Consider the following 25,390-nt stretch of genomic DNA (forward strand, 5'->3'; position numbering starts at 1 on the left):
CCGTTCACCACAACGACACAAACCGAGGGAGATCTTCATGCCAGGGCGCCATTTGCTCGTCTGCTTTCCGCGCGTTCGCCTTCTGCTGGCCCATGTGCTGCTCGCCGCGGCCACCTGCACGCAGGCCGCCGAGCCGGGCTACTTCAAGTTCAGTGACTTGATGAACTCAGACTCCGGCCGGGCCCTTCACGACCCCGCCGTCAAGCTCTACTGGGCGACACAACCGACGCCCGAGTTTGCGGAAGTCGCCCCGCCCGATGTCTATGCCCGGCGCGGGCCCTTCTCCAACGCGGGCGGGCAGGCGTACTGTGTGGGGGCGTTTGAAGACACCCTGAAGACGCTCATCAGCGACGCACGCAGCCGCGGCTACGACGCCGTCATCAACCTCCAGGCCGCCGTGGATGGCCAGCCCTCGAACGACAAGGAAGGCTTTCGATGTGCCGGCGACCGGCGCGTCAAGGTCGCGCTGTGGAGCCAGTTCGCGATGACGCCTGCCGCGGTGCAGCGCATGGTGGAGGCCGACGAACGGTCGACCCGCACGCCGCCGAGGCAGGCCCCTGAGAACGGCAGGTTCATTCCGCTGGCCCCGATCCTCACGTCTGCCGAAGCGCAAAAAATACTCGGCCCCGACATGCATGTCTTCTGGGGCATTGCAGCACCCAAGTACGCCAAGCGCTACGGCCCCGATTCCTATTCGGAGTCTGCTTCCAACCGAGACATTGGTGACGAAGGCGCGTGCCGGAAGGCCGTGCTGGAGAGCCTGAAGTCGATGGCGAAAGACGCCGAGGAACGCGGCCTCAACGCCATCATCAAGGTGCGAAGCTTCTACGACGATCGGTATGCGCCCGTCATCACCGACGCCGAATGCCGCCAGAGGCAACTGATGATGGGCAAGCTCTCGGTCAGCTTGCAGGCGTCATTGGCCAGCATCGACGACGACAGCATCGGCTTCGCGCCCATGCCGGCCAGGCCTGCGGCCAAAGACGCCTTCTTCATGCCCCTCGGCCCCATCCTGGAGTCGCCCGAAGCGCGCGCCATCCTGGGCTCCGATGTCAAAGCGTATTGGGAGTTCAAGGCGCCCAAGTACAGCCGGCACAAGAAGCCCGAGGTCTACTCCGAAGACGTGGCGCTCGGCACGCTGACCCGTGAAGAAGCCTGCCGGCAGGCCGTGCTGAAGACGCTGTCGGAAATGGTCTCGAACGCCCGAGGCGGCAAGTTCGATTCGATCATCCGGATCCGCAGCTATCTCGGTGAGAAGTACGCGCCGGTGCCGACCGACGTCGAATGCAAGGTGGCGAAGAATGAAGCGGTCGTCGAGTTGCGGGCCACGCTCGTCAGGCAGTAGCAGGGCGAGAGATCGGGGCATTGCAGCGTGCCGACAATGTGCGCTTCCCCTTTCACCAGCATCACAAGGAGACAAGCTTGTTCAATCACATCATGGTCGGCACCAATGACATCGAGCGCTCGAAGCGCTTCTACGACGCCGTGCTCGGCGTGCTCGGTGCCGGCGAGCCCGTGCGCAACGTGAACGCCACCGGGCAGACCCGGTTGTTCTACCGGCACGACGGCAGCAGCTTCTGCGTCTCCGAGCCCATCAACGGCGAGCAAGCCACCGCGGCCAACGGCGGCACCATCGCGTTCAAGTGCAGCTCGCCTGAGCAACTGCAAGCCTTCCACGACGTCGCGGTGGCCAATGGCGGCACGTCGATCGAGGAGCCACCGGGCTTGCGTGAGAGCACGCTCGGGGCGATGTACCTTGCCTACGTGCGAGACCCCGATGGCCACAAGCTGTGCGCCGTTCATCGTGTCAAACGCTAGCGAACGCGTGCAGGTGCCGCGCCCGTGGGCCGAGAATACGTGCCCCGGCGACACAGCCGCCCCAGTGACCGACCCGCTCCGTTCCGATGCCTGACATTCCCAACATTCCCGAGCCTGCCTTGGGCACCACGCCCGATGCGACGCCGAACACGCCCGCCGAGGCGGCGCACCCCGCTCCCGAGGTGGCTGCCGCACCGGCACCGCGGCCCGAGCCCAGCGTGGCCGACACCGGGCGCCTGCTGGCCACGCACTTCCCGGCGCTGTTTGGTGAGGGTGTGATCAAGCCGATCAAGCTGCGCATCCAGGCCGACATCCATCAACGTGCGCCAGGGGTGTTCACCAAGAAGGCACTGTCGTTCTTCCTGCAGCGCCACACCACCCGGACGGCCTACCTGCGTGCCCTGGTTGCGGAGGGCGCGACACGCGTCGACCTCGACGGCCAACCGGCCGGGGAAATTGCGGCCGAACACCGCGATGCTGCCGGTGTGGAGCTCGAGCGGCGCCGTGTGCTGGTGGAAGAACGGAAACGCGCGGAGCGCGAGGCGGCCCGGGCGTCGCGTGGGCCGAGCCACCCGCCACGCCGTTCCGAGCAGGCGGAGGGGGCGCAGGCCACTTCGCAAGCAGCCGGAGAGCGGCCTGCCACCCGTGGCAAGCGCTCGGCGCAGCCCGCCACTGCTGATCGCCCCGACCGATCGACGAGGCCACCTCAACGCGGCCAGGCGTCACCGCACGCTCAGCCGCCAAGACCTGGCGCACCACGAGGCCCCGGCAAGCCCGGCAAGCCCGACGATGTGGGCTCGGGTGCACAGCGGCGCCCGCACGGGCCAAGGCCCGAGCGGCATGGCGGTGCACGTGAGCAAGAGCCCGCGAACGCACGCGCCCCGCACATGACCCCCGAGCAGGCGGCCGAGGCCGAGGAGCGCCAACGGCGCGCTTTGCTGCTGCGCAGCTTCGAGCAGAGCCCACTGTCGAAGGCGAACTTCGGCGCCTTGAAGGGGCTGAGTGAGGAAGCCCTGGACGTGCTTCTGACCCTTGCGCGGCAGGAGCGTGGCTCACGCTAGTGGCCTGGCTCCCGCAGGGATCGGGACCATTTTGAGATCTGAGTGATCGCCGGCTGCTGTTCAGCGATTGCTGCCCTCCCATGCAGCCTCACGAGCGCCCCCTATCGGGCTACTAGCCATCGGTCAGGCCGTCAAGACGCATAACCGCTTCAGACTGGGTTGCCGTCGTTCGAAGGAGGGCTCGAAGTGCTGCGCATCTTCAGTGCTACCCGCTGGTCGCGGCTGATGAGCAAAGGTGCTCGTCAAGGTTACTTCCGGCAGAATTGCCCGCAAAACCTGAGCTGCAAGGCTTGCCAGGAGCGTGCGAGAGAGGAGCTTCATGAGGGAGGCAGGCACATCAAACTTCGGCTACCTGATGACGCACGACGAACAGCTCGTGCGCTTGGGGATGCTGGCCGAGCGCTACTTTCCCGACGATCCCAATACCTGCTTGCTGAAGCTGAGGCAGTTGACCGAACTGTTGGCTCAGCTGGTGGCCTCCAATGTCGGCCTCTTCACCTCGCCAGACGAGAAGCAAGCCGACCTTCTGCGCCGCCTTCAGGACCAGGGCATCGTGCCGCGCGAGGTTGGCAACCTCTTCCACGAGGTTCGACGCACAGGCAATGACGCCAATCACCGCTTGGCCGGGGATCATCGAACGGCCCTCCTTGCGCTTCGCTTTACCTGGCAACTGGGCGTGTGGTTCCACCGCACCTTCAAGGATGCTGGCTTCAAGTCGGGTCCTTTCCAGCCCCCCACACCGCCTGTGGATCAGAGCAGCGAGCTGCAGGCGGAACTTGACAGCCTGCGCAGCGAGCTGGCGCAGTACAGAGCGACCCACCAGGACGCCGTCCAGTCGCTCAACCAGATGCACACCCAGGCCCGGCAAGCGGAACAAGACCGCGCCTTCTGGGAGGCGATGGCCGCCGAGGCCGACGCGGCCAAAGCTGAACTGTTGATACGCCTGCAAGCCCTTCAGACCCAGGCCGAGACAGCACCGCCACAGACCATCGCCAAGTTCGTGGCGGCGGCCAACACGGCAGCAGCCTCCCTCCAGATCAGCGAGCGCGACACACGCAGGCTGATCGATGAGCAACTCGCCGCTGCCGGCTGGACGGTCGACTCCGAGCAGCTCACCTTCACCAAGGGCACAAGGCCGCAGCGCGGCCAGAACCTAGCCATCGCCGAATGGCCGACGGAGACCGGGCCCGCCGACTACGCACTCTTCGTGGGCCTGGTGCCCATGGCCATCGTCGAAGCCAAGCGCAAGCACATCGACGTGTCCGGCGCCCTCCAGCAAGCCAAGCGCTACAGCCGTGGCTTTCGCCCCTCACCCGAAGTCGAGCTACCAGCCACCAATTTCGGCGCGCAAGGCGAGTTCCGCATCCCCTTCGTGTTCGCCACCAACGGCCGCCCTTACCTGCGGCAGTTGGCCGAGCAAAGCGGCGTCTGGTTTTGCGACGTTCGCCAGCCAGAAAACCTGGGCCATGCACTCGATGGCTGGTACACCCCCGGTGGCCTGAGCGCGCTACTGCAGCGCGACGACGCACGAGCCCATGCCGAGCTGGCCCATTCGCCTTTCGACTATGGCTTCCCGCTGCGGCCCTACCAACAGCGCGCCATCCTGGCCACCGAAGCCATCATCCGCGACGGCCAGCGCGCCATCCTGCTGGCCATGGCCACGGGCACTGGCAAGACCAAGACCTGCATCGCACTGATCTACCGCCTGCTCAAGGCCAAGCGGTTTCGGCGCATCCTGTTTCTCGTCGATCGCTCAGCCTTGGGAGAGCAAGCGGCCAACGCGTTCAAAGACACGCGCATGGAGCGCCTGCAGACCTTTGCCGACATCTTCGGCCTCAAGGAGCTGGAAGACCAGGCGCCCGACGACGACACTGCGGTGCATTTGGCCACCGTGCAAGGCATGGTGCAGCGCGTGCTGTACCCCAGCGATGGCACGGCGCCACCACCCATCGACCAATACGACTGCATCGTCGTCGACGAATGCCACCGCGGCTACCTGCTCGACCGAGAGCTGTCCGACACCGAACTCAGCTTCCGTGGCTACGACGACTACGTGTCGAAGTACCGCCGTGTTTTGGACTACTTCGATGCAGTGAAGATCGGCCTCACCGCCACGCCCGCGCTGCACACCACGCAGATCTTTGGCGCGCCCGTCTTCACTTACGGCTACCGCGAGGCGGTGATTGACGGCTACCTGGTGGACTACGAGCCGCCGATCCAGGTGCATACACAGCTTTCCGGCCAAGGCATTGCGTGGAAAGCTGGCGAAGAGGTCAAGGTCTACAACACCGGCCGCCAGCAAATCGAGCTGTTCAAGACGCCCGACGAGATCAAGCTCAAGGTCGACGAGTTCAACCGCAAGGTCATCACGCGCAACTTCAACGAGGTGGTCTGCTCCTACCTCGCGCAGGAGCTGGACCCAGCCTCCCGCCGCAAGACCCTGATCTTCTGTGTGAGTGACAGCCACGCCGACATGGTGGTGGCGTTGCTCAAGCAGGCCTTCGCCGCCCAGTACGGCGCGGTCGAAGACGACGCCGTTATCAAGATCACTGGCGCGGCCGACAAACCCTTGCAGCTGATCCGCCGCTACAAAAACGAACGCCTGCCCAACGTCGCCGTCACCGTCGACTTGCTGACCACGGGCGTGGACGTTCCCGAAATCTGCAACCTGGTGTTCCTGCGCCAAGTGAACAGCCGCATCTTGTTCGACCAGATGTTGGGTCGTGCAACGCGGCTCTGCGACTTCGGCGGCACCGACGTGAAAGACTCGTTCCGCGTGTTCGATGCGGTTCGCATCTTCGAAGCCATCGGCGACATGACAGCGATGAAGCCTGTGGTCGTGAACCCGAAGATCAGCTTCACCCAACTGGCGCAGGAGCTGGCCACGTTGAAGGACGAATCCGCCACCGAACTGGTGCGCGACCAGTTCCTGACCAAGCTGCAAGCCAAGAAGCGCCACCTGACCGACAAGAACCGCCAAGACTTTGAAGCCACGGCCGGCATGCCGGTGCAGGCCTTCGTGCAAAAGCTCAAGGCCATGCCACTGGCCGATGTGGCAGCGTGGTTCGTACAGAACCCGACACTGGGCGAGTTGCTCGACCGCCGCAGTGACGGCCCCGAGCGCGAAATGTTCGTGTCAGAGCATGCCGACGCCTTCGACCGAGCCGAGCGCGGCTACGGAAAGGGCAAGAAGCCCGACGACTACATCCGCGCTTTCAGCGAGTTCATCAACACGCAGGGCAACCAGATCCCAGCGCTGGTGACCGTGCTCACACGGCCCCGCGAGCTGACCCGCGCGCAACTGCGCGAGCTGGTCTTGGCACTGGACCGGGCGGGCTTCACCGAAACCAATCTCGCCTCGGCCTGGCGCGAGCTGACCAACCAGGACATTGCCGCCCGCATCGTCGGCTACATCCGCCAGGCCGCCATTGGTGACGCGCTGCTACCCTACGCCGAGCGCGTCGACCGGGCTCTTCAGCATCTGCTGGCGCATCCACCCGCAGGCAAGCCCTGGAGCACGCCGCAACGCGACTGGCTCAAGCGCATCGCTGCGCAGACCAAAGCCAATGTGCTGGTGGACCGCTCGGCCATTGACGACCCCGACTTGATCTTCAAGCGCGAGGGCGGAGGCTTCAACCGGCTGGACAAGGTCTTCAACGGCCAGCTCCAACCCGTGCTCGATGCCTTCAACGACGCGCTGTGGGCCCTGCCGCCCGAATCTGCCAACCGCTGACTCTTCTCGAACCTGAATCCATGTCCAACCCCACTGCTGCACTCGACATCGGCGCCAAGCTCTGGTCGCTGTGCCACGTGCTGCGCGATGACGGTGTCACCTACCACCAGTACCTCAGCGAGCTGACCTACCTGCTGTTTTTGAAGATGATGAAAGAGACGGGGCAAGAAGACCGTCTCAAGGTGTGGAAGCGCCCCAAGAAGTCTGAGCCGCCCGTCGAACAGCCCGGCACCCGCTGGGACGACCTGCTCAGCGCCTCGGCCCCTGAGAGGCTCGACACATACAAGGAAATGCTGCTCGACTACGGCCTGCACGGCCGTGGCGCCGTGCAAGCAATCTACGCCAACGCCAACACCTTCATCACCAAGCCCGCCACGCTGAGCAAGCTGGTCACCGACATCGACGCGCTCGACTGGTACAGCGTGCAGCGCGACGACCTGGGCGACCTGTACGAAGACCTGCTGGAGCGCAACGCCACCGAGAAGAAGAGCGGTGCAGGCCAGTACTTCACCCCACGGCACCTGATCGACAGCATCGTCAGCGTGATGAAGCCCCAGCTCCGCGACGTCATTCAAGACCCAGCGGCCGGCACCTGCGGCTTCTTGATCGCTGCCAACAACCACCTGCGGGCGAACAACGATTTCGACAGCCTCACCGAAGAAGCCCAGCGCCGCTACAAGCGTGAAACCTTCTACGGCATGGAGCTTGTGCAAGACACCCACCGCCTGGCGCTCATGAACATGCTGCTGCATGGCATCGAGGGTGGGGTGACCTATGGCGACACGCTGGGCGAAGAAGGCACGCGCTTGCCCGCCGCCACGCTCATCCTCTCCAACCCCCCTTTCGGCACCAAGAAGGGTGGCGGCCTGCCGACGCGCAAAGACCTCACCTACGAGACCAGCAACAAGCAGTTCGCCTTTCTTCAGCACATCTACCGCAACCTCGCACCCGGCGGCCGTGCCGCCGTGGTGTTGCCCGACAACGTCTTGTTCGAAAGCAACGTCGGCACCAGCGTGCGCCGTGACCTCATGGACAAGTGCAACCTGCACACCATCTTGCGGCTGCCCACGGGCATCTTTTACGCCCAGGGCGTGAAGACCAATGTGCTCTTCTTCACCAAGGGCGATAAGACCGACAAGGGCAACACCAAAGAAGTGTGGGTCTACGACATGCGCGCCAACATGCCCCAGTTCGGCAAGCGCACCCCTTTCACCCGCGACTACTTCCGCACCCCCGACGACGCGCCGGCCGGCACATCCCGCGACAAGTTCGAAGACGTCTTCGGCCCCGACCCCCAAGGCGGCCCCGAAGCCCTGGCCCGGCGTGTAGACAGCGGCGACACCGGCCGCTGGCGCAAGTTCACCCGCCAGCAGATTGCTGACCGTGGCGACAATCTCGACCTCGCCTGGCTCAAAGACGACAACGCCGACACCGCCCAACAGCAGCGCGAAGACCCCGCCCTGCTGGCCCGCCTGGCCATGCGCGAAATGAATGCCGCCGTGCTGGAGCTGCGCGCCCTGCTCGAAGCCCTGGGCGAAGACCCCAATGCCGAGCTAGACGAGCTCGAAGAGCTGTTGCCCGATGAGGCCGGCAACGAGGCCAGCGAGGGGGCCGACGCGTGACCCCGTCTGTTCCGGCGCCTTCACCCAGCGGCCCGCACACCGACCTGCACGCCGAGCTGCGGGCGCTGATTGCCGGCAGCCGCCAGCGCCTGGCCGGTGCCGTCAACGCCGAGCTCACCCGCCTGTACTGGACGGTCGGCCAGCGCCTGCACGTCGAGCTGCTGGGCGGTGAGCGTGCCAGCTACGGCGCCCAGTTGCTCGACCAGCTCGGCCAGCAGCTCTCGCACGAGTTTGGCCGTGGCTTCGAGGCCCGCAACCTGCGCCGCATGCTTCGTTTTGCCCAAGCCTTCCCGGCGGCCGAGATTGTGTCGACGCTGTCGACACAATTGAGCTGGAGCCACCTTGTGGCCATCGTGCCGCTCAAGACGGCGGAGGCCCGGCAGTACTACGCCGCCCAGGCTGCGCACGAGGGCTGGAGCGTGCGTGAGCTCACGCGCCAGATTGAGCGCAAAGCCTTTGAGCGCCAGGCCCTGGCCAGCGCCCAGGCCGGCGCGGCCCTCCTGCCCGAGCCGGGCGCAGCGCCCGCCCAAGTCTTCAAAGACCCCTACTTTCTCGACTTTCTGGGCCTGCGACAGGGCCACGACGAGGCCGACCTGGAGGCCGCCATCCTGCGCCAGCTCGAAGCCTTCATCTTGGAGCTGGGGCGCGGGTTTGCATTCGTCGAGCGGCAAAAGCGCATGGTCATCGACGGCGACGACTTCTACCTCGACCTGCTCTTCTTCCACCGCCGCCTGCGCCGCCTGGTGGCCATTGAGCTCAAGCTCGGCCGCTTCAAGGCTGCGCACAAGGGCCAGATGGAGCTTTACCTCAAGTGGCTCGACCGGCACGAGCGCCAACCCGGCGAAGAGCCGCCCATCGGCTTGATCCTGTGCGCCGAATCCAGCCGCGAGCAGGTGGAGCTGCTGCAAATGCACCGGGACGGCATCACCGTGGCCGAGTACTGGACCGAGCTGCCGCCCAAGGCGGAGCTGGAGCAGCGGTTGCATCAAGCGCTGGTCGAAGCGCGGGAGCGGTTGGCGCGGCGGGGGGTGTTGTTGGAGGGGGACTCCGATGAGTGACCAGGACAACTTGGGCCGACAACTGCCTCCCACGTGGGCCGTCGCACGGCTGGGCGATCTCGTCAACTACGGCCGCACCAACAAGGCAGAACCAGAAGAGATCGACGATTCGGCGTGGGTGCTGGAGCTGGAGGACATCGAGAAGGACAGTTCGCGTCTTCTACAGCGCGTCACCTTTGGCGAGCGGCGATCAAAGAGCACCAAGAACCGTTTCGATACGGGCGATGTGCTCTACGGCAAGCTGCGTCCCTATCTGAACAAGGTACTGATCGCGGATCAACCCGGCTTTTGCACCACCGAGATCGTGCCGATCAAGAGCTCTGCGCACCTGGACACGCGCTTCCTGTTCTATTGGCTCAAGCACCCGGCCTTCCTGAGGTACGTCGAGGCAGAGAGCCACGGCATGAACATGCCCCGGCTGGGCACCGAGGCTGGCCGCGCGGCGCCATTCGTAATCGCGCCGCGAGCTGAACAATCCCGCATCGCCGACCAACTCGACACCTTGCTGGCCCGCATCAAGGCCTGCAACGATCACCTCAATGCCATCCCGGGGCTACTCAAGCGGTTTCGACGAGCGGTCATCAATGCCGCGACGACTGGCGCTCTGACAGAGGACTGGCGATCCACCGCTGGCAATGCGTCGGACGCGGAGGCTGACGCGGGGATCGCAAACACCACCATCTCAGCAATTGCGCTAGACCTGCGGTATGGCACATCGAAGAAATGCGACTACGTGTCGACAGGCGTAGGTGTACTTCGCATTCCAAACATCGCTGACCATGGGCGCCTTGATCTCAGAGATCTGAAGTCCGCTGAGTTCGACAGCGGAGAACGCGCCAAGCTGTCGCTTCACGAGGGCGACCTGTTGGTGGTTCGTTCCAACGGAAGCTTGGATCTGGTGGGAAAGACAAGCGTGGTCACGAAAGCGGAGGTCGGTCTTCTGTTTGCCGGCTACCTCATGCGCTTGCGAGTGAATACTGCGTTGGCTGTCCCTGAGTTCATTCAGTTGAGCCTGTCCGCTTCAGCTCAGCGCCGCTACATCGAGCAAACAGCAAAGTCCACAAGCGGTGTGAACAATCTCAATGCCGAGGAACTGCGTGCCTTGAAGCTTTGGTTGCCGGAGCTTGCCGAACAGCGCGAAATCGTGAGCAGGGTCGCTGCCCTCTTTCGTGTCGCTGACCGTATAGAAGCCAACTTCAGCAAGACGCTCAGCCGAACGAGGAGGTTGGCTCCCCAAATCCTGGCTAAAGCGTTCCGCGGTGACTTGCTACCGCAAGACCCCCATGACGAGCCCGCCAGCGCCCTGCTGGCGCGCCTCGCCGCCGAACGAAGCCAAACCAGCGCGCCAGCCAAAACCCGCAAAGCGCGCACCCCGCGCACCGCGCGGTCGCCCCAATCAACGTCATCCCCCAGCCAAGCCATGCCCACCAAAAGCCGCCAAGAAGAAGACGTGAAAGGCCAGCCCTATCTCGCCGGTCACCTGCGCCACCTGGGTCAGCCGGTGGATGCCAAGACCTTGTTTGAGGCCTCGGAACTGCCGGTGGCCGACTTCTACAAACAGCTCGCCTGGGAGATCGCCCACGGCCATGTGAACGACGCCGACCCGCTGCTGGAGCCCGCCCGCCATGCGGCTTGATCGCGTCTACGTCGACGGCTTCAAGAACTTGAAGCAGCTGGAGGTTGACTTTGATGAAACCCGGCTGACCACCGTCTTGATTGGGCAAAACGGGGCCGGCAAGTCCAACCTCATCGAGGCGCTGGCCCTGGTATTCAGCCACGTCGATCTGCGCAGTGCCTCTTTGCGATTCAGCTATCGCGTGACCTACCGCATTCAGGCGCGCAAGGCCAAGCCCGGCGAGTTCACACGGGTGGCATTGAGCAATATGCCCAGCGAAGCGCCCATCCAGGTCGATGGCAAGCCAGTTTCTCGAGCCGAGTTCGAACGGAACAAGTCCGAATGGTTTCCTGACCTGATCTTGGGTTACTACTCCGGCAGTGGGCGGCGCTTGGAACGGGTGTTCGACAAGCACCAGAGCAATTACTACAAGGCCATTGCGCGCAACAACGACGAGGACGCCTGCCACCAGGCCTTGCTGGCCCGCCGGCTGTTCTATTGCCGCCATGTTCATGGCGTGATGGCCTTGTTGGCCCAGTTCGCGTTCCCTGACGAAGACGCGGACAAGCTGCTTGAGGAGATCGTCCGCGTCACAGGCTTTCATTCGGCGCTAGCCTTGTTCCGCGAGCCCTGGTACGCCAAAGGTGGGCGCAGCAAGAAGCGCGAAGACGCCGCGAACTTTTGGGGCGCCGATGGGCCGGCAGGGCGAACGGCCCGGCAGCTACAGGCGATGGCCTTCCATCCGTTCGGTCTGACGGGCAATGACATTGACGACTATCGCGACAGGCTCCAGGACGAGGCCCAGTTCGCAGTTTTTCTGCGCGATCAATCGGTCATCCAGCGCTTGCGCGACACCTTCAGTGATGACGCGGACATGTTCTATGCCTTGGAGGCATTGGATGTCTCAGACCTGATTCGCAGTTTGAATGTCTGGGTGACGCGGGAGAACGATGCCAGCGGAGACATCGAGTTCTCCGACCTCTCTGATGGCGAGCGACAGTTGCTGATGGTGATGGGTTTGTTGCGCATCTCGCGGGGCAAGCGGGTGCTTTTCTTGCTGGATGAACCCGACACCCATCTCAACCCGCACTGGCAGTTGAGCTATCTGCGGTTGATCGAAAGGTGGACGGGAACGGCGGCTGATGCAGAGAACAGCCACATCGTGCTGACATCTCACAACCCGCTGACCATTGCCGGCTTGGAGCGCAATGAAGTCCGTGTGCTGCATACCGAACCAGCGAGCCAACAGGTGTTGGCTTCAGTGCCCTTCGTCGACCCGCGCGGACTGGGTGTCAGCGGTGTGCTCACAGACATCTTCGGCATGCCCAGCACTTTGGATGAGCCCACCCAGAAAAAGATCGACGAGCGCAACAAGCTGGCGCGCCTTCGTCAGCTGAGTGTTGCCCAAGCTCAGCAGCTGGAAGTGATCAATCAGGAACTGCGCAAGCTCGGCTTCATGTACGAAGAACGTGATGAGCTGTACCGCGAGTTCCTGCGCAAGCTGGACGATGTGGAACTTGCCGATGTCGAGCCTCTGACGCCTGAGCAACTGGCGCAGCGCGACGAGACCACCCGTGAGTTGATTAAGCAATTGCTGAAGAAACCATGATCTATGTCCACCGGAACTGGGACCTCGTTCCAGAGCAAGTCAAGAACGACTTGAAGCAAGCGGCGGCAGAGTTAGATGCCATTGCCGATCCAGAAGCTCGCAAGGCTTACATCAAGGAAAACCAAGGCAAGTGGTCGGCGGTGCGCGACTACCTGGGTCAGATGTCTCACCGCAAGTGCTGGTACTCAGAAGCGCCCGAGAGTGTGTCTCGCTACCAAGTTGACCACTTCAGACCGCATGGCCGGGCCAAACAAGCGTTGCGCGATACCTGTGACGGCTATTCCTGGCTGGCCTTCGACATCGAGAACTTTCGGCTGGCGGGCGTGTTGTGCAATACGCAGAACAAAGAGTACTCAGAGGAAACAGTGGGCAAAGGGGATTGGTTCCCGCTGCTCGACCCGGCAAAACGCGCGAGCCTGGCCGCGCGCGACTGCGGTTGCGAGTCGCCGATATTGCTGGACCCGATTGACCCCGATGATCCGGGCAAGCTTTTGTTCAAGGACGACGGAACGGTGTGGCCACATGATCAGCTGTCCGAGGCGGAAAAGGAGCACGTCACCACCGCGATCGACTGCTTGGGGTTGCGTCAGAGCCAGCTCAACCGCGCGCGCAAGCGCGTGTGGACCGATTGCACAAGGCGCGTGTTCAAGTACAACCGAATCGCGGCCAAGCCAAAGGGGAAAAGAACCCCAGAAGAGGCAATGACGTTGCAGGAGCTTGCAGGCGAGTTGATCGCTATGAGCAAGTCAGCCAGTCCGTTCGCCGCAGTGGCTCGGACCTGCCTTTCTGCCAACCTCCTGGGAAGACTCATCGTCGCAGATGAAATGCTGCACCTCGCTGCTGCGGATTGACGCCAAATGAGCGACATCAAACTCTTCCGCCTCCAATCCGGCCGGGCCATCGAACTGCAAGGCGACGCCTCCGACCTGGAGAAGCCGCTGCAGACGCTGATCGAAGCCAACCTTGACACCCTGCTCGGCATCCGCTTCCTGGCCACCGAGTACTCCACCGGCAAGACCCACGCGGGCCGCATCGACTCGCTGGGGCTGGACGAGAACAACTGCCCCGTTATCCTGGAATACAAGCGCTCGGTGGGCGAGAACGTCATCAACCAGGGCCTCTTCTATCTGGACTGGCTGATGGACCACCAGGCCGAGTTCAAGCTGCTGGTGATGGACCAGCTGGGCAAGCCCGCGGCCGACGTCATCGATTGGACCGAACCGCGCTTGGTGTGCATCGCGGCCGACTTCACCAAATACGATGGCCATGCCGTTCAGCAGATCAACCGCAACATCGAGTTGATCCGCTACCGGCGCTTTGGCGACGAGTTGCTGCTGCTGGAGCTGGCCAACGCGGCCAGTGCCAAGGCCGGCAAGTCAACAAGCACCAAGGGAGTGAAACCGACCAAGGCAACGCCCGCACCCCTGGCCGCGCCCGCCAACACCCTGGCGGCGGGCGGTGACCGCTCATACGCCGACTGGTTGCCGCTGTTGCCACCGCACCTGAGCGAGCTGGTCGCGTCGCTGGAAGGGCATGTGCTGTCGCTCGGTGACGACGTGCAGCGCAAGGAGCTGAAGCTCTACGTGGCGTTCAAGCGGTTGAAGAACTTCGCGACATTGGTGCCACAGAAGAACCGCCTGCTGTTGTACTTGCACCTTGATCCGTCGAAGGTGGTGCCGATGCCACCGAACGGGCAGGATGTCAGCCAGAAGGGGCATTGGGGAACCGGAGATCTGGAGCTGTCGCTGTTGTCGCAAGCTGATCTGGACGCTGCGAAGCCATTGATCATGATGGCCTACGAGGGGCGAGCTCCGATGTCCGCATCTGGCCTCTAGCGACCTCAGTGCGCCTTTGTCCGTCTGATTCTCACGATCTCGGCATGTCCGCTCACGCTGCAAGCAGGGTGGGGAAGGGCTGCAACGGGTCGAAGGCAGTTTTCCGGCTTGCTACAGCGAATAGGTCATACCAGTCTGAAGCCTGCGCTGGTGGAACCCGTCGTTCTCTCGGCAGCCCGGACGGCTCGTGACGGCCCCCGGGTAAACCACGACCCACCCCATACGCCGCTACTACCCACGCCGCCGTCGGCTCCCAAGAATCGTGGCTCCACCCCCAAGACGGAGACCTCAGATGAGCAAGATCCTGATGCTGTGCGGCGACTTCGGCGAAGACTACGAAGTGATGGTGCCCTTCCAGGCGTTGCAGGCCGTGGGCCACACCGTGCATGCGGTCGCGCCCGACAAGAAGAGCGGCGACTACGTGATGACGGCCATCCACGACTTCGAGGGCCAGCAGACCTACAGCGAGAAACCCGGCCATCGCTTCACGCTCAACGCGACCTTTGCCGAGGTCGACCCGGCCAAGTACGACGCGCTCGTCGTGCCCGGTGGGCGCGCACCGGAGTACCTGCGCCTGAACTCGCGCGTGGTCGAGATCACGCGGCACTTCCTGCAGGCCCACAAGCCGGTGGCGGCCATCTGCCATGGCGCGCAGCTGCTGGCGGCCACCGGCCTGATCAAGGGCCGCAAGGTGAGCGCCTATCCGGCGTGCCAGATCGAGGTGGAGCTGGCCGGTGCCGAGTACATGGGCATCGCCATCGACGGCGCCGTGACCGATGGCAATCTCGTCACTGCGCCGGCCTGGCCCGCGCATCCGGCGTGGATCGGCCAGTTCCTCACGGTGCTGGGCACGCGCATCACCTTGTAGGCATATCCTTCCGTAGCATCGACGCACGCCACACCGAAGGGAGCCTCGCCATGTGCAAGATCTTCATCAGTGCCGACCCCGCCAGCTACGAGAGCCGCACGCGCTCGGTGCGGCTACATGGCGTGGTCACGAGCCTGCGGCTCGAGAACCTGCACTGGGCGGTGCTGGAAGAGATCGCCGGGCGAGACGGCATGACGGTCGCGCAACTGATCGAGAAGCTGTACGACGAGCTGGTGGCCGACCGCGGTGCGGTGGGCAACTTCTCGTCGTTCCTGCGGGTGTGCGCGCTGCGCTATGAGAACCTGATCGCTCAGGGTCTGATCCCGCGAGACGCTTCAGTCCCGATCCGGTCACTGGATGCCGATCGTGTGCTCGATGGCCTGCACGGGGTGCCGCAGCCTGCGGCTGCGCCGCGCGAGATGCGGCAGCACAACAAGCGGGCGCTGAACTGATCGCTGGCGTGTGGGCTCAGGGCCCGTACCGCACCACCTGCGTCCCCCGGCAAAACCCATACAGCTGCATCCCGGCCTGCCGGGCGATGTCGACCGCGAGGCTCGTCGGCGCCGAGATGGTGGCCAGCACCGGCACGCCGAGCCGCGCGCACTTGCGCACCAGCTCGTAGCTCGCGCGGCTCGACATGATGACGAAGCCGTCGGCGTTGGCCAGCCTCTGCCGCGCGCGCTGGCCCAGCAGCTTGTCGAGCGCGTTGTGGCGGCCAACGTCTTCCATCACGGCGGTGAGTTCGCCCTCGGGCGTGGCCCACGCGGCGGCGTGGTGGGCGCCGGTGAGGGCGTTGAGCGGCTGACGTGAGGGCAGTTGCGCGAAGGCGCGCAGCAGCGTGGCGGGCGTGATCTGCGCGGCCCAGGCGGGTGGGGTGATCGGCTCGGGGGTCAGGTCGAGCTGTTTCAGGCTGTCGATGCCGCACAGGCCGCAGCCGGTGCGGCCGGCCAGCGTGCGGCGGCGCTCCTGCAAGTGCGCCGCCGCGCGGGCCGACACGTCGAGCCGCACCTCGATGCCTTCGGCCACTTCCACCACCTCGATGTCGTGGCACTCGCTGCGGTCTGCGAGCAAGCCTTCCGACAGGGCGAAGCCGAGTGCGAAGTCTTCGAGGTCGGCCGGCGTGGCCATCATCACGGCGTGCGAGATGCCGTTGAAGACGAGCGCGACGGGCACCTCGGCGGCGACGAGGTCGTGGTCGTTGCTCGCTCCGCGCGGCGAGAGGCGCTGCACGTCGACGTGGCGCGTGGGCGAGGTGTGCAGGCCTTCGTTGAGTGGCATGTCGAGCGGCAGTCGGGCGTTCATGACGGCGCTCCGACGAGGGCGGCGCGCTGCTGCGTGATCGCCTGCAGCACGGCGGGGTGCAGGCCGGCGCCGCCGGTGGCGTCGATGTGCGCGATGAGCTCGCGCCGCATGCGTGGCTCCCAGAACTTGCGGATGTGCGTGGCGATGCCTTCCTGCGCTTCCACCGGGTCGGGCATCGACTCGAAGAAGTCGCCGATCTGGTTGGCCATCTTGATGAGCTGGTCGACGTGCATGGCTTATTTCGCGGAGACGGTGTGGTGCCGTTGCTGCAGCAACGCTTCCTGCACCTGGCTGAAGCGCGAGTGCTCCTGCTGCCAGGCCGAGGGCTGCATCACCGGCATCACCTGCACCGCGGTCACCTTGTACTCGGGGCAGTTGGTGGCCCAGTCGGAGTTGTCGGTGGTGATCACGTTGGCGCCCGACTCGGGGAAGTGGAAGGTGGTGTAGACCACGCCTGGCGCCACGCGGTCGGTGATCACCGCGCGCAGCACCGTGTCGCCGGCGCGGCTCTGGATGCCGACCCAGTCGCCGCTCTTGATGCCGCGGTCTTCGGCGTCGTGCGGGTGGATTTCCAGCAGGTCTTCGCTGTGCCACTCCACGTTCGGCGTGCGGCGCGTCTGCGCACCCACGTTGTATTGCGAGAGGATGCGCCCGGTGGTCAGCAGCAGCGGGAACTTGCGTGTCACCTTCTCGTCGGTGGGCACGTATTTCGTGATCATGAAGCGGCCCTTGCCGCGCACGAAGTGGTCGATGTGCATGGTCGGCGTGCCGTCGGGTGCCTCGTCGTTGCAAGGCCACTGCACGCTGCCCATCTTCTCGATCTTGTCGAAGCTCACGCCGCGGAAGGTGGGCGTGAGCGCGGCGATCTCGTCCATGATCTGCGAGGGGTGGGTGTAGTGCATCGGGTAGCCGAGCGCGTTCGCCAGCTTCACCGTCACCTCCCAGTCGGCCAGGCCCGCGAGCGGCGGCATCACCTTGCGCACGCGCGAGATGCGGCGCTCGGCGTTGGTGAAGGTGCCGTCCTTTTCGAGGAACGACGAGCCGGGCAGGAACACGTGTGCGTACTTCGCCGTCTCGTTGAGGAAGATGTCTTGCACCACGATGCATTCCATCGCCATGAGCGCCGCGGCCACGTGCTGCGTGTTGGGGTCGCTCTGCACGATGTCTTCGCCCTCGCAGTACAGCCCCTTGAAGCTGCCGGTGAGCGCGGCGTCGAACATGTTGGGAATGCGCAGGCCGGGCTCGGGCTGCAGCTCCACGCCCCAGGCGGCTTCGAACGACGCGCGCACGGTGCTGTCGGAGATGTGGCGGTAGCCCGGCAGTTCGTGCGGGAAGGACCCCATGTCGCACGAGCCCTGCACGTTGTTCTGGCCGCGCAGCGGGTTCACGCCCACGCCTTCTCGGCCCACGTTGCCGGTGGCCATGGCGAGGTTGGCGATGCCCATCACCATGGTCGAGCCCTGGCTGTGCTCGGTGACGCCCAGGCCGTAGTAGATGGCGGCGTTGTGGCCCTTCTGCGCATAGAGGCGGGCGGCGGCGCGCACCTCGGCGGCGGGCACGCCGGTCACGGCTTCCATCGCCTCGGGCGAGTTCTCCGGGAGCGAGACGAAAGCGCGCCACTGGTTGAACGACTTGGTGTCGCAACGCTCGGCCACGTAGGCTTCGTCGACCAGCCCTTCGGTCACCACCACGTGAGCGAGGGCGCTGATGAGCGCGACGTTGGTGCCGGGCTTGAGTTGCAGGTGATGCGCCGCCTTCACGTGCGGCGACTTCACGATGTCGATGCGACGCGGGTCGGCCACGATCAGCTGCGCGCCTTCGCGCAAACGCTTCTTCAGGCGCGACGCGAAGACAGGGTGCCCGTCGGTCGGGTTGGCGCCGATCACCATGATCACGTCGGCCTTCTCCACCGACTTGAAAGTCTGCGTGCCGGCCGAGGTGCCGTAGGTCTGGCCGAGGCCGTAGCCGGTGGGCGAGTGGCACACCCGTGCGCAGGTGTCGACGTTGTTGTTGCCGAAGGCGGCGCGCACGAGCTTCTGCACGAGATACGTTTCTTCGTTGGTGCAGCGCGAGGAGGTGATGCCGCCGATGCTGTCGCGCCCGTGCTGGGCCTGGATGCGCTTGAACTCGCTGGCGGCGTAGTTGATGGCTTCGTCCCAGCTCACTTCCTGCCACGGGTCGGTGATCTTCTTGCGGATCATCGGGGTGGTGATGCGGTCCTTGTGCGTCGCGTAGCCCCAGGCGAAGCGGCCCTTCACGCACGAGTGGCCTTCGTTGGCCTTGCCGTCCTTCCACGGCACCATGCGCACGACCTCGGTGCCCTTCATCTCGGCCTTGAAACCGCAGCCCACCCCGCAATAGGCACAGGTGGTGATCACGCTGTGCTCGGGCTGGCCGAGCCAGATCACGCTCTTCTCCTGCAGCGTGGCGGTGGGGCAGGCTTCCACGCAGGCGCCGCAGCTCACGCATTCGCTTTGCATGAAGGGCTCGTCTTGCCCCGGCGACACGCGTGAGTCGAAGCCACGGCCGCTGATCGTCAACGCGAAGGTGCCCTGGGTCTCTTCACACGCGCGCACGCAGCGGTTGCAGACGATGCACTTGCTGGGGTCGTAGGTGAAGTAGGGGTTGGACTCGTCCTTCTTGTCTTTGAGATGGTTGGCGCCGTCGAAGCCGTAGCGCACGTTGCGCAGGCCCGTCACACCGGCCATGTCTTGTAGTTCGCAGTTGCCGTTGGCGCTGCAGGTCAGGCAGTCGAGCGGGTGGTCGCTGATGTAGAGCTCCATCACGCCCTTGCGCAGCTCCTGCAGCTTCGGGCTTTGCGTGCGCACGTTCATGCCTTGCTCGGCCGGCGTGGTGCACGAGGCGGGGTAGCCCTTGCGGCCGTCGATCTCGACCAGGCACAGGCGGCAGGAGCCGAAAGGCTCGAGGCTGTCGGTGGCGCAGAGCTTGGGCACGTGGATGCCGGCCTCGACGGCCGCGCGCATCAGCGAGGTGCCGGCCGGCACGGTGACTTCGGCGCCGTCGATGGTGAGCGTGACTTCACGGTCGGACTCGCGCTTGGGCGTGCCGTAGTCGGTGTCTTTGAGGTGGTCGAGCATGGTGATTCCTGAGCAGGCTTCGACAGGCTCAGCCCGAACGGCTGGTGGCTTCGCGCCGTTCGCCCTGAGCTTGTCGAAGGGCTTCGACAGGCTCAGCCCGAACGGGAGAGATGCCGAAGTCTTGGGGGAAATGGTTGAGCGCAGACAGCACGGGATACGGCGTCATACCACCCATCGCGCACAGCGAGCCGTGCAGCATCGTGTCGCACAGGTCGCGCAGCAGTTGCACCTGCTGCGGCCCGTTGAGGTTCAGCGTGATCTTGTCGATGACCTCCACGCCGCGTGTCGAGCCGATGCGGCAGGGCGTGCACTTGCCGCAGCTCTCGATGGCGCAGAACTCCATCGCGTAGCGCGCGAGCTTCGAGAGGTCGGCCGTGTCGTCGTGCACCACGATGCCGCCGTGGCCGAGCACCCCGCCAATCGCAGCGTAGGCCTCGTAGTCGAGCGGCACGTCCCACTGCGACTCGGGCAGGTAGGTGCCCAGCGGCCCGCCCACCTGCACGGCCTTGATGGGGCGACCCGAGGCCGAGCCGCCGCCGTAGTCGTAGAGCAGCTCGCGAAGCGTCACGCCGAAGGCCTTTTCCACCAGCCCGCCGCGCTTGATGTTGCCGGCGAGCTGGATGGGCAGGGTGCCGCGCGAGCGGCCCATGCCGAAGTCCTGGTAGTAGCTCGCGCCGCGCGCCAGGATGATGGGCACGCTGGCCAGCGTGATCACGTTGTTGACCACGGTGGGCTGGCCGAAGAGGCCCGCGAGCGCCGGCACCGGCGGCTTGGCGCGCACGATGCCGCGCTTGCCTTCCAGGCTTTCGAGCAGCGCGGTCTCTTCGCCGCACACGTAGGAGCCCGCGCCCTTGCGCACCTCGAGCTTGAAGCCGCCCAGGTGGCCGGCAGCCTCCGCGAGGCGGATGGCTTCGTTCAGCGTGGCGATCGCATGCGGGTACTCGGAGCGGGTGTAGATGTAGCCCTGCGTCGCGCCGGTGGCGAGCCCGGCGATCACCATGCCTTCGATCAGCATGAAGGGGTCGCCCTCCATCACCATGCGGTCGGAATAGGTGCCCGAGTCGCCTTCGTCGGCATTGCAGACGATGTACTTCTGCGCGGCTTGCGCACCGAGCACCGTCTTCCACTTGATGCCGGCCGGGAAGGCCGCGCCGCCGCGCCCGCGCAGGCCCGAGTCGATCACCTGCTGCACGATCTCTTCGGGCTTGAGCGTCAGCGCGTGCCGCAGGCCCCGGAAGCCGTCGTGTGCGCGGTAGTCGTCGAGCGAGAGCGGGTCGGTCACGCCCATGCGGGCGAAGGTGAGGCGCTCCTGCTTCTTGAGGTACTCGATCTCTTCGGTCGGGCCGAGGTGCAGCGCGTGGGCGCCACCGGAAAGAAAGCCGGCGTCGAACAGCGAAGGCACGTCGTCCGGCGTGACCGGCCCGTAGGCGATGCGGCCCCGCTCGGTGCGCACTTCCACCAGCGGCTCCAGCCAGAAGAGGCCGCGCGAGCCGTTGCGGATCAACTGGACATCGAGGCCGCGGCGTGCGGCTTCGTCGGCGATGCGGCGCGCGACGCGGTCGGCGCCGACCGCGAGCGCTGCGGAGTCGCGCGGCACGTAGACGGTGACGCTCATGGCTGCGCCTCCTGGGCCAGTAGGGCGTCGAGCCGCTGCGGCGTCATGCGGGCGTGCAGCTCGTCGCCGAGCATCAGCGCAGGCGACGAGGCGCACAGGCCGAGGCAATACACCGGCTCCAGCGTGTAGGCGCCGTCTTTCGAGTGGCCGTGCATGGCGCATCCCAGCTTGTGCTCGGCGTGTGCGATCAATTCGTCTGCGCCCATGGCCTTGCACGACTCGGCGCGGCAGATCTGCAGCAGCCGCCCGGACGCCGGCTGGCTTCGGAAGTGGTGGTAGTAGGTGACGACGCCGTGCACCTCGGCCCGCGACAGGTTGAGCGCCTCGGCGACGCGCGGCACCACGTCGGCGGGGATGAAGCCCAGGGCATCCTGCAGCTCGTGCAGGATGGGCAACAAGGCCCCGGGCTCGGCGGCGCGGCGCGTGAGCACCTCGTCGACGAGTGCCAGGGTCTCAGTGGTGGACACGGTCGTCATCGTTGCAAGGTCAGTTGAAGAATTTGGAAGCGCTGATCAGCGTCTTGTAGACACCCCAGGCCAGCGGCACACCGACCGCGAGCCACGCCAGCGCGACCACGACGGGCGAGGTCGTGCCGCCCGCGCCTCGGCCGCTGCCGACCTCGGCCGCCGCGGCGCGCTCATGTGCCAGGCGTTTCTCTTCCGCGAGCTCCGCCTCGCTCATGAACCACTTGTCGGCCACCGGCCGGATCAAGAGGTTGCAGATGAGCCCGATCACCAGCATGCCCACCAGGATGTACATGGTCTGGTTGTAGACCTGCTCGCGCGGAATGCCAAGCCCCAGCTGGTAGTCGCGCATGTAGTTCACGACCACCGGGCCCAGGATGCCGGCGGTGGCCCACGCCGTGAGCAGGCGGCCGTGGATGGCGCCCACCATCTGCGTGCCGAAGAGGTCGGCGAGATACGCCGGCACGGTGGCGAAGCCGCCGCCGTACATGCTGAGGATGATGCAGACCGCCGCCACGAAGAGCAGCATGCTGCCCGCCGCCGCGCTGCCCGGCATTGACGCATAGCAGATGCCGCCCAGCACGAAGAACACCACGTAGGTCATCTTGCGGCCGAGCTTGTCGGACAGGCTGGCCCAGAAGAAGCGGCCGCCGATGTTGAAGAGGCTCAGGAGCGCGGTGAAGCCCGCGGCCACGCCGGCGATCGCGGTGAGCTGCGCCTTGTCGAGCTCGCCGAATTTCTTGGCCACGCCGATCAGGCTGCCGCCGAACACCTCTTGCAGCATGGGGCTCGCCATGCCGATCACGCCGATGCCGGCCGAGACGTTCATGCACAGCACGATCCACACCAGCCAGAACTGCGGGATGCCCCAGACCTTCTTCACGTGCACGTGGCGCTGCGTGATCATGGCGTTGCTGGTGTCGGCCGCCTTGGGCACCCAGCCCGCGGGCTTCCAGCCGGTGGGCGGCACGCGGTAGCCGAAGGCGCCGCCCAGCATGAAGACGAAGTAGACGAGCGCCATCACGATGAAGGTCTGCGTCACGCCCACGTCGGTGGGCGTTGCAAAGGTCTTCATCAGCTCGGCCGCGAGCGGCGAGCCGATCATGGCGCCGCCGCCGAAGCCCATGATGGCCATGCCGGTGGCCATGCCGCGCCGGTCGGGGAACCACTTGATGAGCGTCGACACCGGCGAGATGTAGCCGAGCCCGAGGCCAATGCCCCCGATCACGCCCGAGCCGAGGATCATCAGCCAGAACTGGTGCAGGTGGATGCCCAAGGCCGAGATCAGCATGCCGCCGCACCAGCACACCGCGCTCACCACGCCGGCCTTGCGCGGGCCGGCGCGCTCAAGCCAGCCGCCCCAGAGCGCCGCCGAGCAGCCGAGGAAGACGAAGAAGAGCGTGTACATCCAGCCCAGCGTGGAGATCTTCCAGTCGCAGGTGGTGGTGAAGAGCTCGGCGAAGAAGCCGACCTCGGGGCCGCACTTGATGGCCTCCTTGATGCCCAGCGCCTTCGACAGCGGCAGCCAGAACACCGAGAAGCCATAGGCCATGCCGATGCACAGGTGGATGGCGAGGGCCGCCGGTGGCACCAGCCATCGGTTGAAGCCGGGGCCGGCGATGGTGCGTTCCTTGTCCAACAACCCAGGGGCGGCGCCTGGCGCGGCCCCCATCGTTCCCAGTCCGACTGACGACATGCTGTGGTCTCCAGGTGTGGGCGGGGTCGTGGCCCCGCGTTGATCCATATAGGAGGCGCTGGGCATATGAGTTGCTCGCGCCAACCCGAATGTATGAAACACCTGCGCCGCAGCACAATAAGTCGACCAACGCTGAATCCATCGGCGTTTCACAGCATAAGGATCAACCCTTGCACAAGGTGAGCATCCACCCGCGCTGGACGATCGCGCGGCCCGACGGCGAAGCGCTGGCCCAGCGCCTGCTCGAAGTGCTGGTCGACGTGCACGAGCACGGCAGCCTCTCGGCCGCCTGCAAGCACTCGGGCATGTCGTACCGCCATGCGTGGGAACTGATCCGCCAGGGCGAGGCGCTGCTCGGCCTGCCGCTCCTGAGCATGGAGCGCGGCAAGGGCTCGAGCCTCACCGAGCTGGGTGAGAAGCTGGTGTGGGCCGACCGGCGCATCAACGCGCGGCTCTCGCCGCTCTTCATGTCGCTCGCCTCGGAGCTCGAAGCCGAGATCGAGAAAGTGTGCGGGCCGGCGCAGGCGCTCTTGCGCATCCACGCGAACCACGGCTTCGCGGTCGAGACCTTGCGCCACTTCCTCGCGCAGGCGAGCGTGCCGCACGAGCTCAAGTACTGCGGCAGCGTGGAGGCGGTGGCGGCGCTGCATGGCCAGGCCTGCGAGGTGGCGGGCTTCGCGGTGCCGCTGGGGGAGTTCGAGCCTGCGGTGGTGGCGCACTACGCGCGGTGGTTCGATGTGCGCTCGCAGCGCATCATCCACGTCACCACCCGCGAGCAGGGGCTGATGGTGGCGCCCGGCAACCCCAAGAAGCTCTACGAGGTGAAGCACCTCGCGCGCCCCGGCGTCCGCTTCATCAACCGGCAGCCCGGCTCGGGCACCCGCCTGCTGCTCGACCTGATGCTGAACAAGCAGGGCCTGGAGCCGGCGAGCGTGCATGGCCACGAGCAATGCGAGTTCACGCACGCGGCGGTGGCGGCCTATGTGGCGAGTGGCATGGCCGACGTGGGCTTTGGCGTGGAGACGCCGGCGCGCCGCTTCAAGCTCGATTTCATCCCGCTGCAGACCGAGCGCTATTTCCTGCTGTGCGACGAGCGGGCGATGGACACGCCGGTGGTGCAGCAGATGCTGGCCATCCTGCGCAGCGCCGAGTTCCGGAAGGCGGTGAACCTGTTGCCCGGCTACCGCGCCGACGGCTCGGGCACGGTGATGAAGATGGACGAGGCTTTCGAGACGCTGCAGGCGGAGAGTCCGCGGCGGCGGCGCACCCGTTCGGGCTGAGCCTGTCGAAGCCCCGCAGCGCGCAGGCTTCGACAGGCTCAGCCCGAACGGAGCGTTGTGCGCGACACCGTTTGCCCTGAGCTTGTCGAAGGGCCTTCAAGCGCTTCGGACCCCGAACGAGGGTGGTCTACGGGCAGCGCACGCCGGCGCCGTTGTACATGGCGAGCAGGCGCTGGCCCATCAGGTCGGCCAAGGCGTTGACGGCGCGGCGGTGCGCGGCCGCAAGCGCCTGCGCATCGCCGTTCACCGGCTCGCGCACGCTGCTGCGGCACACGAGCGGCGCGTTGCCCTTGGCGGTGGGCGTGGCCGTCCACACGGCTTCGATCCACACCTCGCGCGCGGCCATCGATTCGAAGCGCTGCACGTCGACCTTCAGGCGCACGAACTCGGGCGTGTGCAGCGCGCGCACGTCGACCGCGCCGAAGCGCTTGGCCAGGCGGTCGAAGAGCGCGGCGCGCAGCTCGTCGCGCAGCGGGGCAACCCACTGCTCCTGCTCGAGGATGCGCAGGCTGTCGTCGGGCAGGCGCACCACCCACTGCTGTTGGTCGACGGCGGGCGGCACGCCCACCGGGCCGATGTCGAGGGGCAGCGGCACCGTGCTCACGGCGTCGACGGGTGCGGCCTGCGTCGACAGCAGGCTGTGGAAACGCGGCGCGGGGGTCGACGAACACCCCGCGAGCAGCGCAACGGAAAGGGCCAGTGCAAGAAGCTTCATC

At 65.5% G+C, this 25,390-nt stretch carries 20 protein-coding genes; 13 read left to right on the plus strand and 7 right to left on the minus strand.

Annotated features, from left to right (window positions below; translation table 11 throughout):
- The first annotated feature begins 37 nt into the window (after positions 1-37).
- The 12 genes from KF892_22590 to KF892_22645 all read left to right on the plus strand — a co-directional run bounded on the left by KF892_22590 (position 38) and on the right by KF892_22645 (position 15,671).
- Positions 38-1,345 carry a hypothetical protein gene (locus KF892_22590; protein ID MBX3627814.1) on the plus strand — a complete coding sequence of 436 codons (1,308 nt, stop codon included), beginning with the start codon at positions 38-40 and terminating at the stop codon, positions 1,343-1,345.
- A 77-nt stretch (positions 1,346-1,422) separates the two neighbouring features.
- Positions 1,423-1,818 carry a VOC family protein gene (locus KF892_22595; protein ID MBX3627815.1) on the plus strand — a complete coding sequence of 132 codons (396 nt, stop codon included), beginning with the start codon at positions 1,423-1,425 and terminating at the stop codon, positions 1,816-1,818.
- An 86-nt stretch (positions 1,819-1,904) separates the two neighbouring features.
- Positions 1,905-2,879, plus strand: coding sequence for a prop effector ProQ (locus KF892_22600; protein MBX3627816.1), 975 nt, complete (start codon positions 1,905-1,907; stop codon positions 2,877-2,879).
- Between the two features lie 319 nt (positions 2,880-3,198).
- Positions 3,199-6,612 carry a type I restriction-modification system endonuclease gene (gene hsdR / locus KF892_22605; GenBank protein MBX3627817.1) on the plus strand — a complete coding sequence of 1,138 codons (3,414 nt, stop codon included), beginning with the start codon at positions 3,199-3,201 and terminating at the stop codon, positions 6,610-6,612.
- Between the two features lie 20 nt (positions 6,613-6,632).
- Complete coding sequence (locus KF892_22610) at positions 6,633-8,234, plus strand: N-6 DNA methylase (protein ID MBX3627818.1); 1,602 nt, start codon at positions 6,633-6,635, stop codon at positions 8,232-8,234.
- Positions 8,231-9,292, plus strand: coding sequence for a DUF1016 family protein (locus tag KF892_22615; protein ID MBX3627819.1), 1,062 nt, complete (start codon positions 8,231-8,233; stop codon positions 9,290-9,292). Before KF892_22610 ends, KF892_22615 begins: the two co-directional genes overlap by 4 nt.
- The gene (locus tag KF892_22620) at positions 9,285-10,928 is read left to right on the plus strand and encodes a restriction endonuclease subunit S (protein MBX3627820.1); all 1,644 of its coding nucleotides are present in this window, start codon (positions 9,285-9,287) and stop codon (positions 10,926-10,928) included. Before KF892_22615 ends, KF892_22620 begins: the two co-directional genes overlap by 8 nt.
- Complete coding sequence (locus KF892_22625) at positions 10,918-12,516, plus strand: AAA family ATPase (protein MBX3627821.1); 1,599 nt, start codon at positions 10,918-10,920, stop codon at positions 12,514-12,516. Before KF892_22620 ends, KF892_22625 begins: the two co-directional genes overlap by 11 nt.
- Positions 12,513-13,367, plus strand: coding sequence for a hypothetical protein (locus tag KF892_22630; GenBank protein MBX3627822.1), 855 nt, complete (start codon positions 12,513-12,515; stop codon positions 13,365-13,367). The genes KF892_22625 and KF892_22630 overlap by 4 nt, the downstream gene beginning before the upstream one ends.
- Positions 13,368-13,373: 6 nt before the next feature.
- The gene (locus tag KF892_22635; protein ID MBX3627823.1) at positions 13,374-14,351 is read left to right on the plus strand and encodes a DUF91 domain-containing protein; all 978 of its coding nucleotides are present in this window, start codon (positions 13,374-13,376) and stop codon (positions 14,349-14,351) included.
- A 292-nt stretch (positions 14,352-14,643) separates the two neighbouring features.
- On the plus strand, positions 14,644-15,219 hold the full coding sequence (locus KF892_22640) for a DJ-1/PfpI family protein (GenBank protein MBX3627824.1): 576 nt from the start codon (positions 14,644-14,646) through the stop codon (positions 15,217-15,219).
- A 50-nt stretch (positions 15,220-15,269) separates the two neighbouring features.
- A complete protein-coding gene (locus tag KF892_22645) occupies positions 15,270-15,671 on the plus strand; it encodes a ribbon-helix-helix domain-containing protein (GenBank protein ID MBX3627825.1) in 402 nt (133 codons plus the stop codon).
- 16 nt (positions 15,672-15,687) lie between these two features.
- Here the strand turns inward: KF892_22645 and fdhD are convergent, their stop codons facing one another.
- The 6 genes from fdhD to KF892_22675 are packed head-to-tail and all read right to left on the minus strand — an operon-like array spanning position 15,688 to position 23,370.
- A complete protein-coding gene (gene fdhD, locus KF892_22650; GenBank protein MBX3627826.1) occupies positions 15,688-16,521 on the minus strand; it encodes a formate dehydrogenase accessory sulfurtransferase FdhD in 834 nt (277 codons plus the stop codon).
- Positions 16,518-16,754 (minus strand): formate dehydrogenase subunit delta, encoded by a 237-nt coding sequence (locus KF892_22655; GenBank protein MBX3627827.1) that lies wholly within the window; start codon positions 16,752-16,754, stop codon positions 16,518-16,520. Before KF892_22655 ends, fdhD begins: the two co-directional genes overlap by 4 nt.
- Positions 16,755-16,757: 3 nt before the next feature.
- Positions 16,758-19,619, minus strand: a complete 2,862-nt coding sequence (gene fdhF / locus KF892_22660; GenBank protein MBX3627828.1) for a formate dehydrogenase subunit alpha — start codon at positions 19,617-19,619, stop codon at positions 16,758-16,760.
- A 28-nt stretch (positions 19,620-19,647) separates the two neighbouring features.
- The gene (locus KF892_22665) at positions 19,648-21,234 is read right to left on the minus strand and encodes a formate dehydrogenase (protein ID MBX3627829.1); all 1,587 of its coding nucleotides are present in this window, start codon (positions 21,232-21,234) and stop codon (positions 19,648-19,650) included.
- On the minus strand, positions 21,231-21,710 hold the full coding sequence (locus KF892_22670) for a formate dehydrogenase subunit gamma (protein MBX3627830.1): 480 nt from the start codon (positions 21,708-21,710) through the stop codon (positions 21,231-21,233). Before KF892_22670 ends, KF892_22665 begins: the two co-directional genes overlap by 4 nt.
- Before the next feature lie 10 nt (positions 21,711-21,720).
- Positions 21,721-23,370, minus strand: coding sequence for an OFA family MFS transporter (locus KF892_22675; protein ID MBX3627831.1), 1,650 nt, complete (start codon positions 23,368-23,370; stop codon positions 21,721-21,723).
- A gap of 194 nt (positions 23,371-23,564) precedes the next feature.
- Here KF892_22675 and KF892_22680 point away from each other — a divergent pair, with 194 nt between their 5' ends.
- Positions 23,565-24,674: a helix-turn-helix transcriptional regulator gene (locus KF892_22680; protein ID MBX3627832.1), complete on the plus strand. Its 1,110-nt coding sequence runs from the start codon at positions 23,565-23,567 to the stop codon at positions 24,672-24,674.
- Between the two features lie 127 nt (positions 24,675-24,801).
- On the opposite strand, the gene KF892_22685 is transcribed toward KF892_22680, so the two are convergent.
- Complete coding sequence (locus KF892_22685; GenBank protein MBX3627833.1) at positions 24,802-25,389, minus strand: membrane integrity-associated transporter subunit PqiC; 588 nt, start codon at positions 25,387-25,389, stop codon at positions 24,802-24,804.
- Position 25,390: the final 1 nt, after the last annotated feature.

The sequence above is a fragment of the Rhizobacter sp. genome (genome assembly GCA_019635355.1).
GTDB lineage: Bacteria > Pseudomonadota > Gammaproteobacteria > Burkholderiales > Burkholderiaceae_C > Rhizobacter.

What these genes read in the sequence shown, in the direction of transcription:
- KF892_22590 (MBX3627814.1), top strand. Translation starts at nt 38, where the DNA reads ATGCCAGGGCGCCATTTGCTCGTCTGCTTTCCGCGCGTTCGCCTTCTG.
- KF892_22655 (MBX3627827.1), bottom strand. Translation starts at nt 16,754, where the DNA reads ATGCACGTCGACCAGCTCATCAAGATGGCCAACCAGATCGGCGACTTC.
- KF892_22675 (MBX3627831.1), bottom strand. Translation starts at nt 23,370, where the DNA reads ATGGGGGCCGCGCCAGGCGCCGCCCCTGGGTTGTTGGACAAGGAACGC.
- fdhF (MBX3627828.1), bottom strand. Translation starts at nt 19,619, where the DNA reads ATGCTCGACCACCTCAAAGACACCGACTACGGCACGCCCAAGCGCGAG.
- hsdR (MBX3627817.1), top strand. Translation starts at nt 3,199, where the DNA reads ATGAGGGAGGCAGGCACATCAAACTTCGGCTACCTGATGACGCACGAC.
- KF892_22625 (MBX3627821.1), top strand. Translation starts at nt 10,918, where the DNA reads ATGCGGCTTGATCGCGTCTACGTCGACGGCTTCAAGAACTTGAAGCAG.
- KF892_22610 (MBX3627818.1), top strand. Translation starts at nt 6,633, where the DNA reads ATGTCCAACCCCACTGCTGCACTCGACATCGGCGCCAAGCTCTGGTCG.
- KF892_22620 (MBX3627820.1), top strand. Translation starts at nt 9,285, where the DNA reads ATGAGTGACCAGGACAACTTGGGCCGACAACTGCCTCCCACGTGGGCC.
- KF892_22635 (MBX3627823.1), top strand. Translation starts at nt 13,374, where the DNA reads ATGAGCGACATCAAACTCTTCCGCCTCCAATCCGGCCGGGCCATCGAA.
- KF892_22630 (MBX3627822.1), top strand. Translation starts at nt 12,513, where the DNA reads ATGATCTATGTCCACCGGAACTGGGACCTCGTTCCAGAGCAAGTCAAG.
- KF892_22645 (MBX3627825.1), top strand. Translation starts at nt 15,270, where the DNA reads ATGTGCAAGATCTTCATCAGTGCCGACCCCGCCAGCTACGAGAGCCGC.
- KF892_22685 (MBX3627833.1), bottom strand. Translation starts at nt 25,389, where the DNA reads ATGAAGCTTCTTGCACTGGCCCTTTCCGTTGCGCTGCTCGCGGGGTGT.
- fdhD (MBX3627826.1), bottom strand. Translation starts at nt 16,521, where the DNA reads ATGAACGCCCGACTGCCGCTCGACATGCCACTCAACGAAGGCCTGCAC.
- KF892_22670 (MBX3627830.1), bottom strand. Translation starts at nt 21,710, where the DNA reads ATGACGACCGTGTCCACCACTGAGACCCTGGCACTCGTCGACGAGGTG.
- KF892_22640 (MBX3627824.1), top strand. Translation starts at nt 14,644, where the DNA reads ATGAGCAAGATCCTGATGCTGTGCGGCGACTTCGGCGAAGACTACGAA.
- KF892_22665 (MBX3627829.1), bottom strand. Translation starts at nt 21,234, where the DNA reads ATGAGCGTCACCGTCTACGTGCCGCGCGACTCCGCAGCGCTCGCGGTC.
- KF892_22600 (MBX3627816.1), top strand. Translation starts at nt 1,905, where the DNA reads ATGCCTGACATTCCCAACATTCCCGAGCCTGCCTTGGGCACCACGCCC.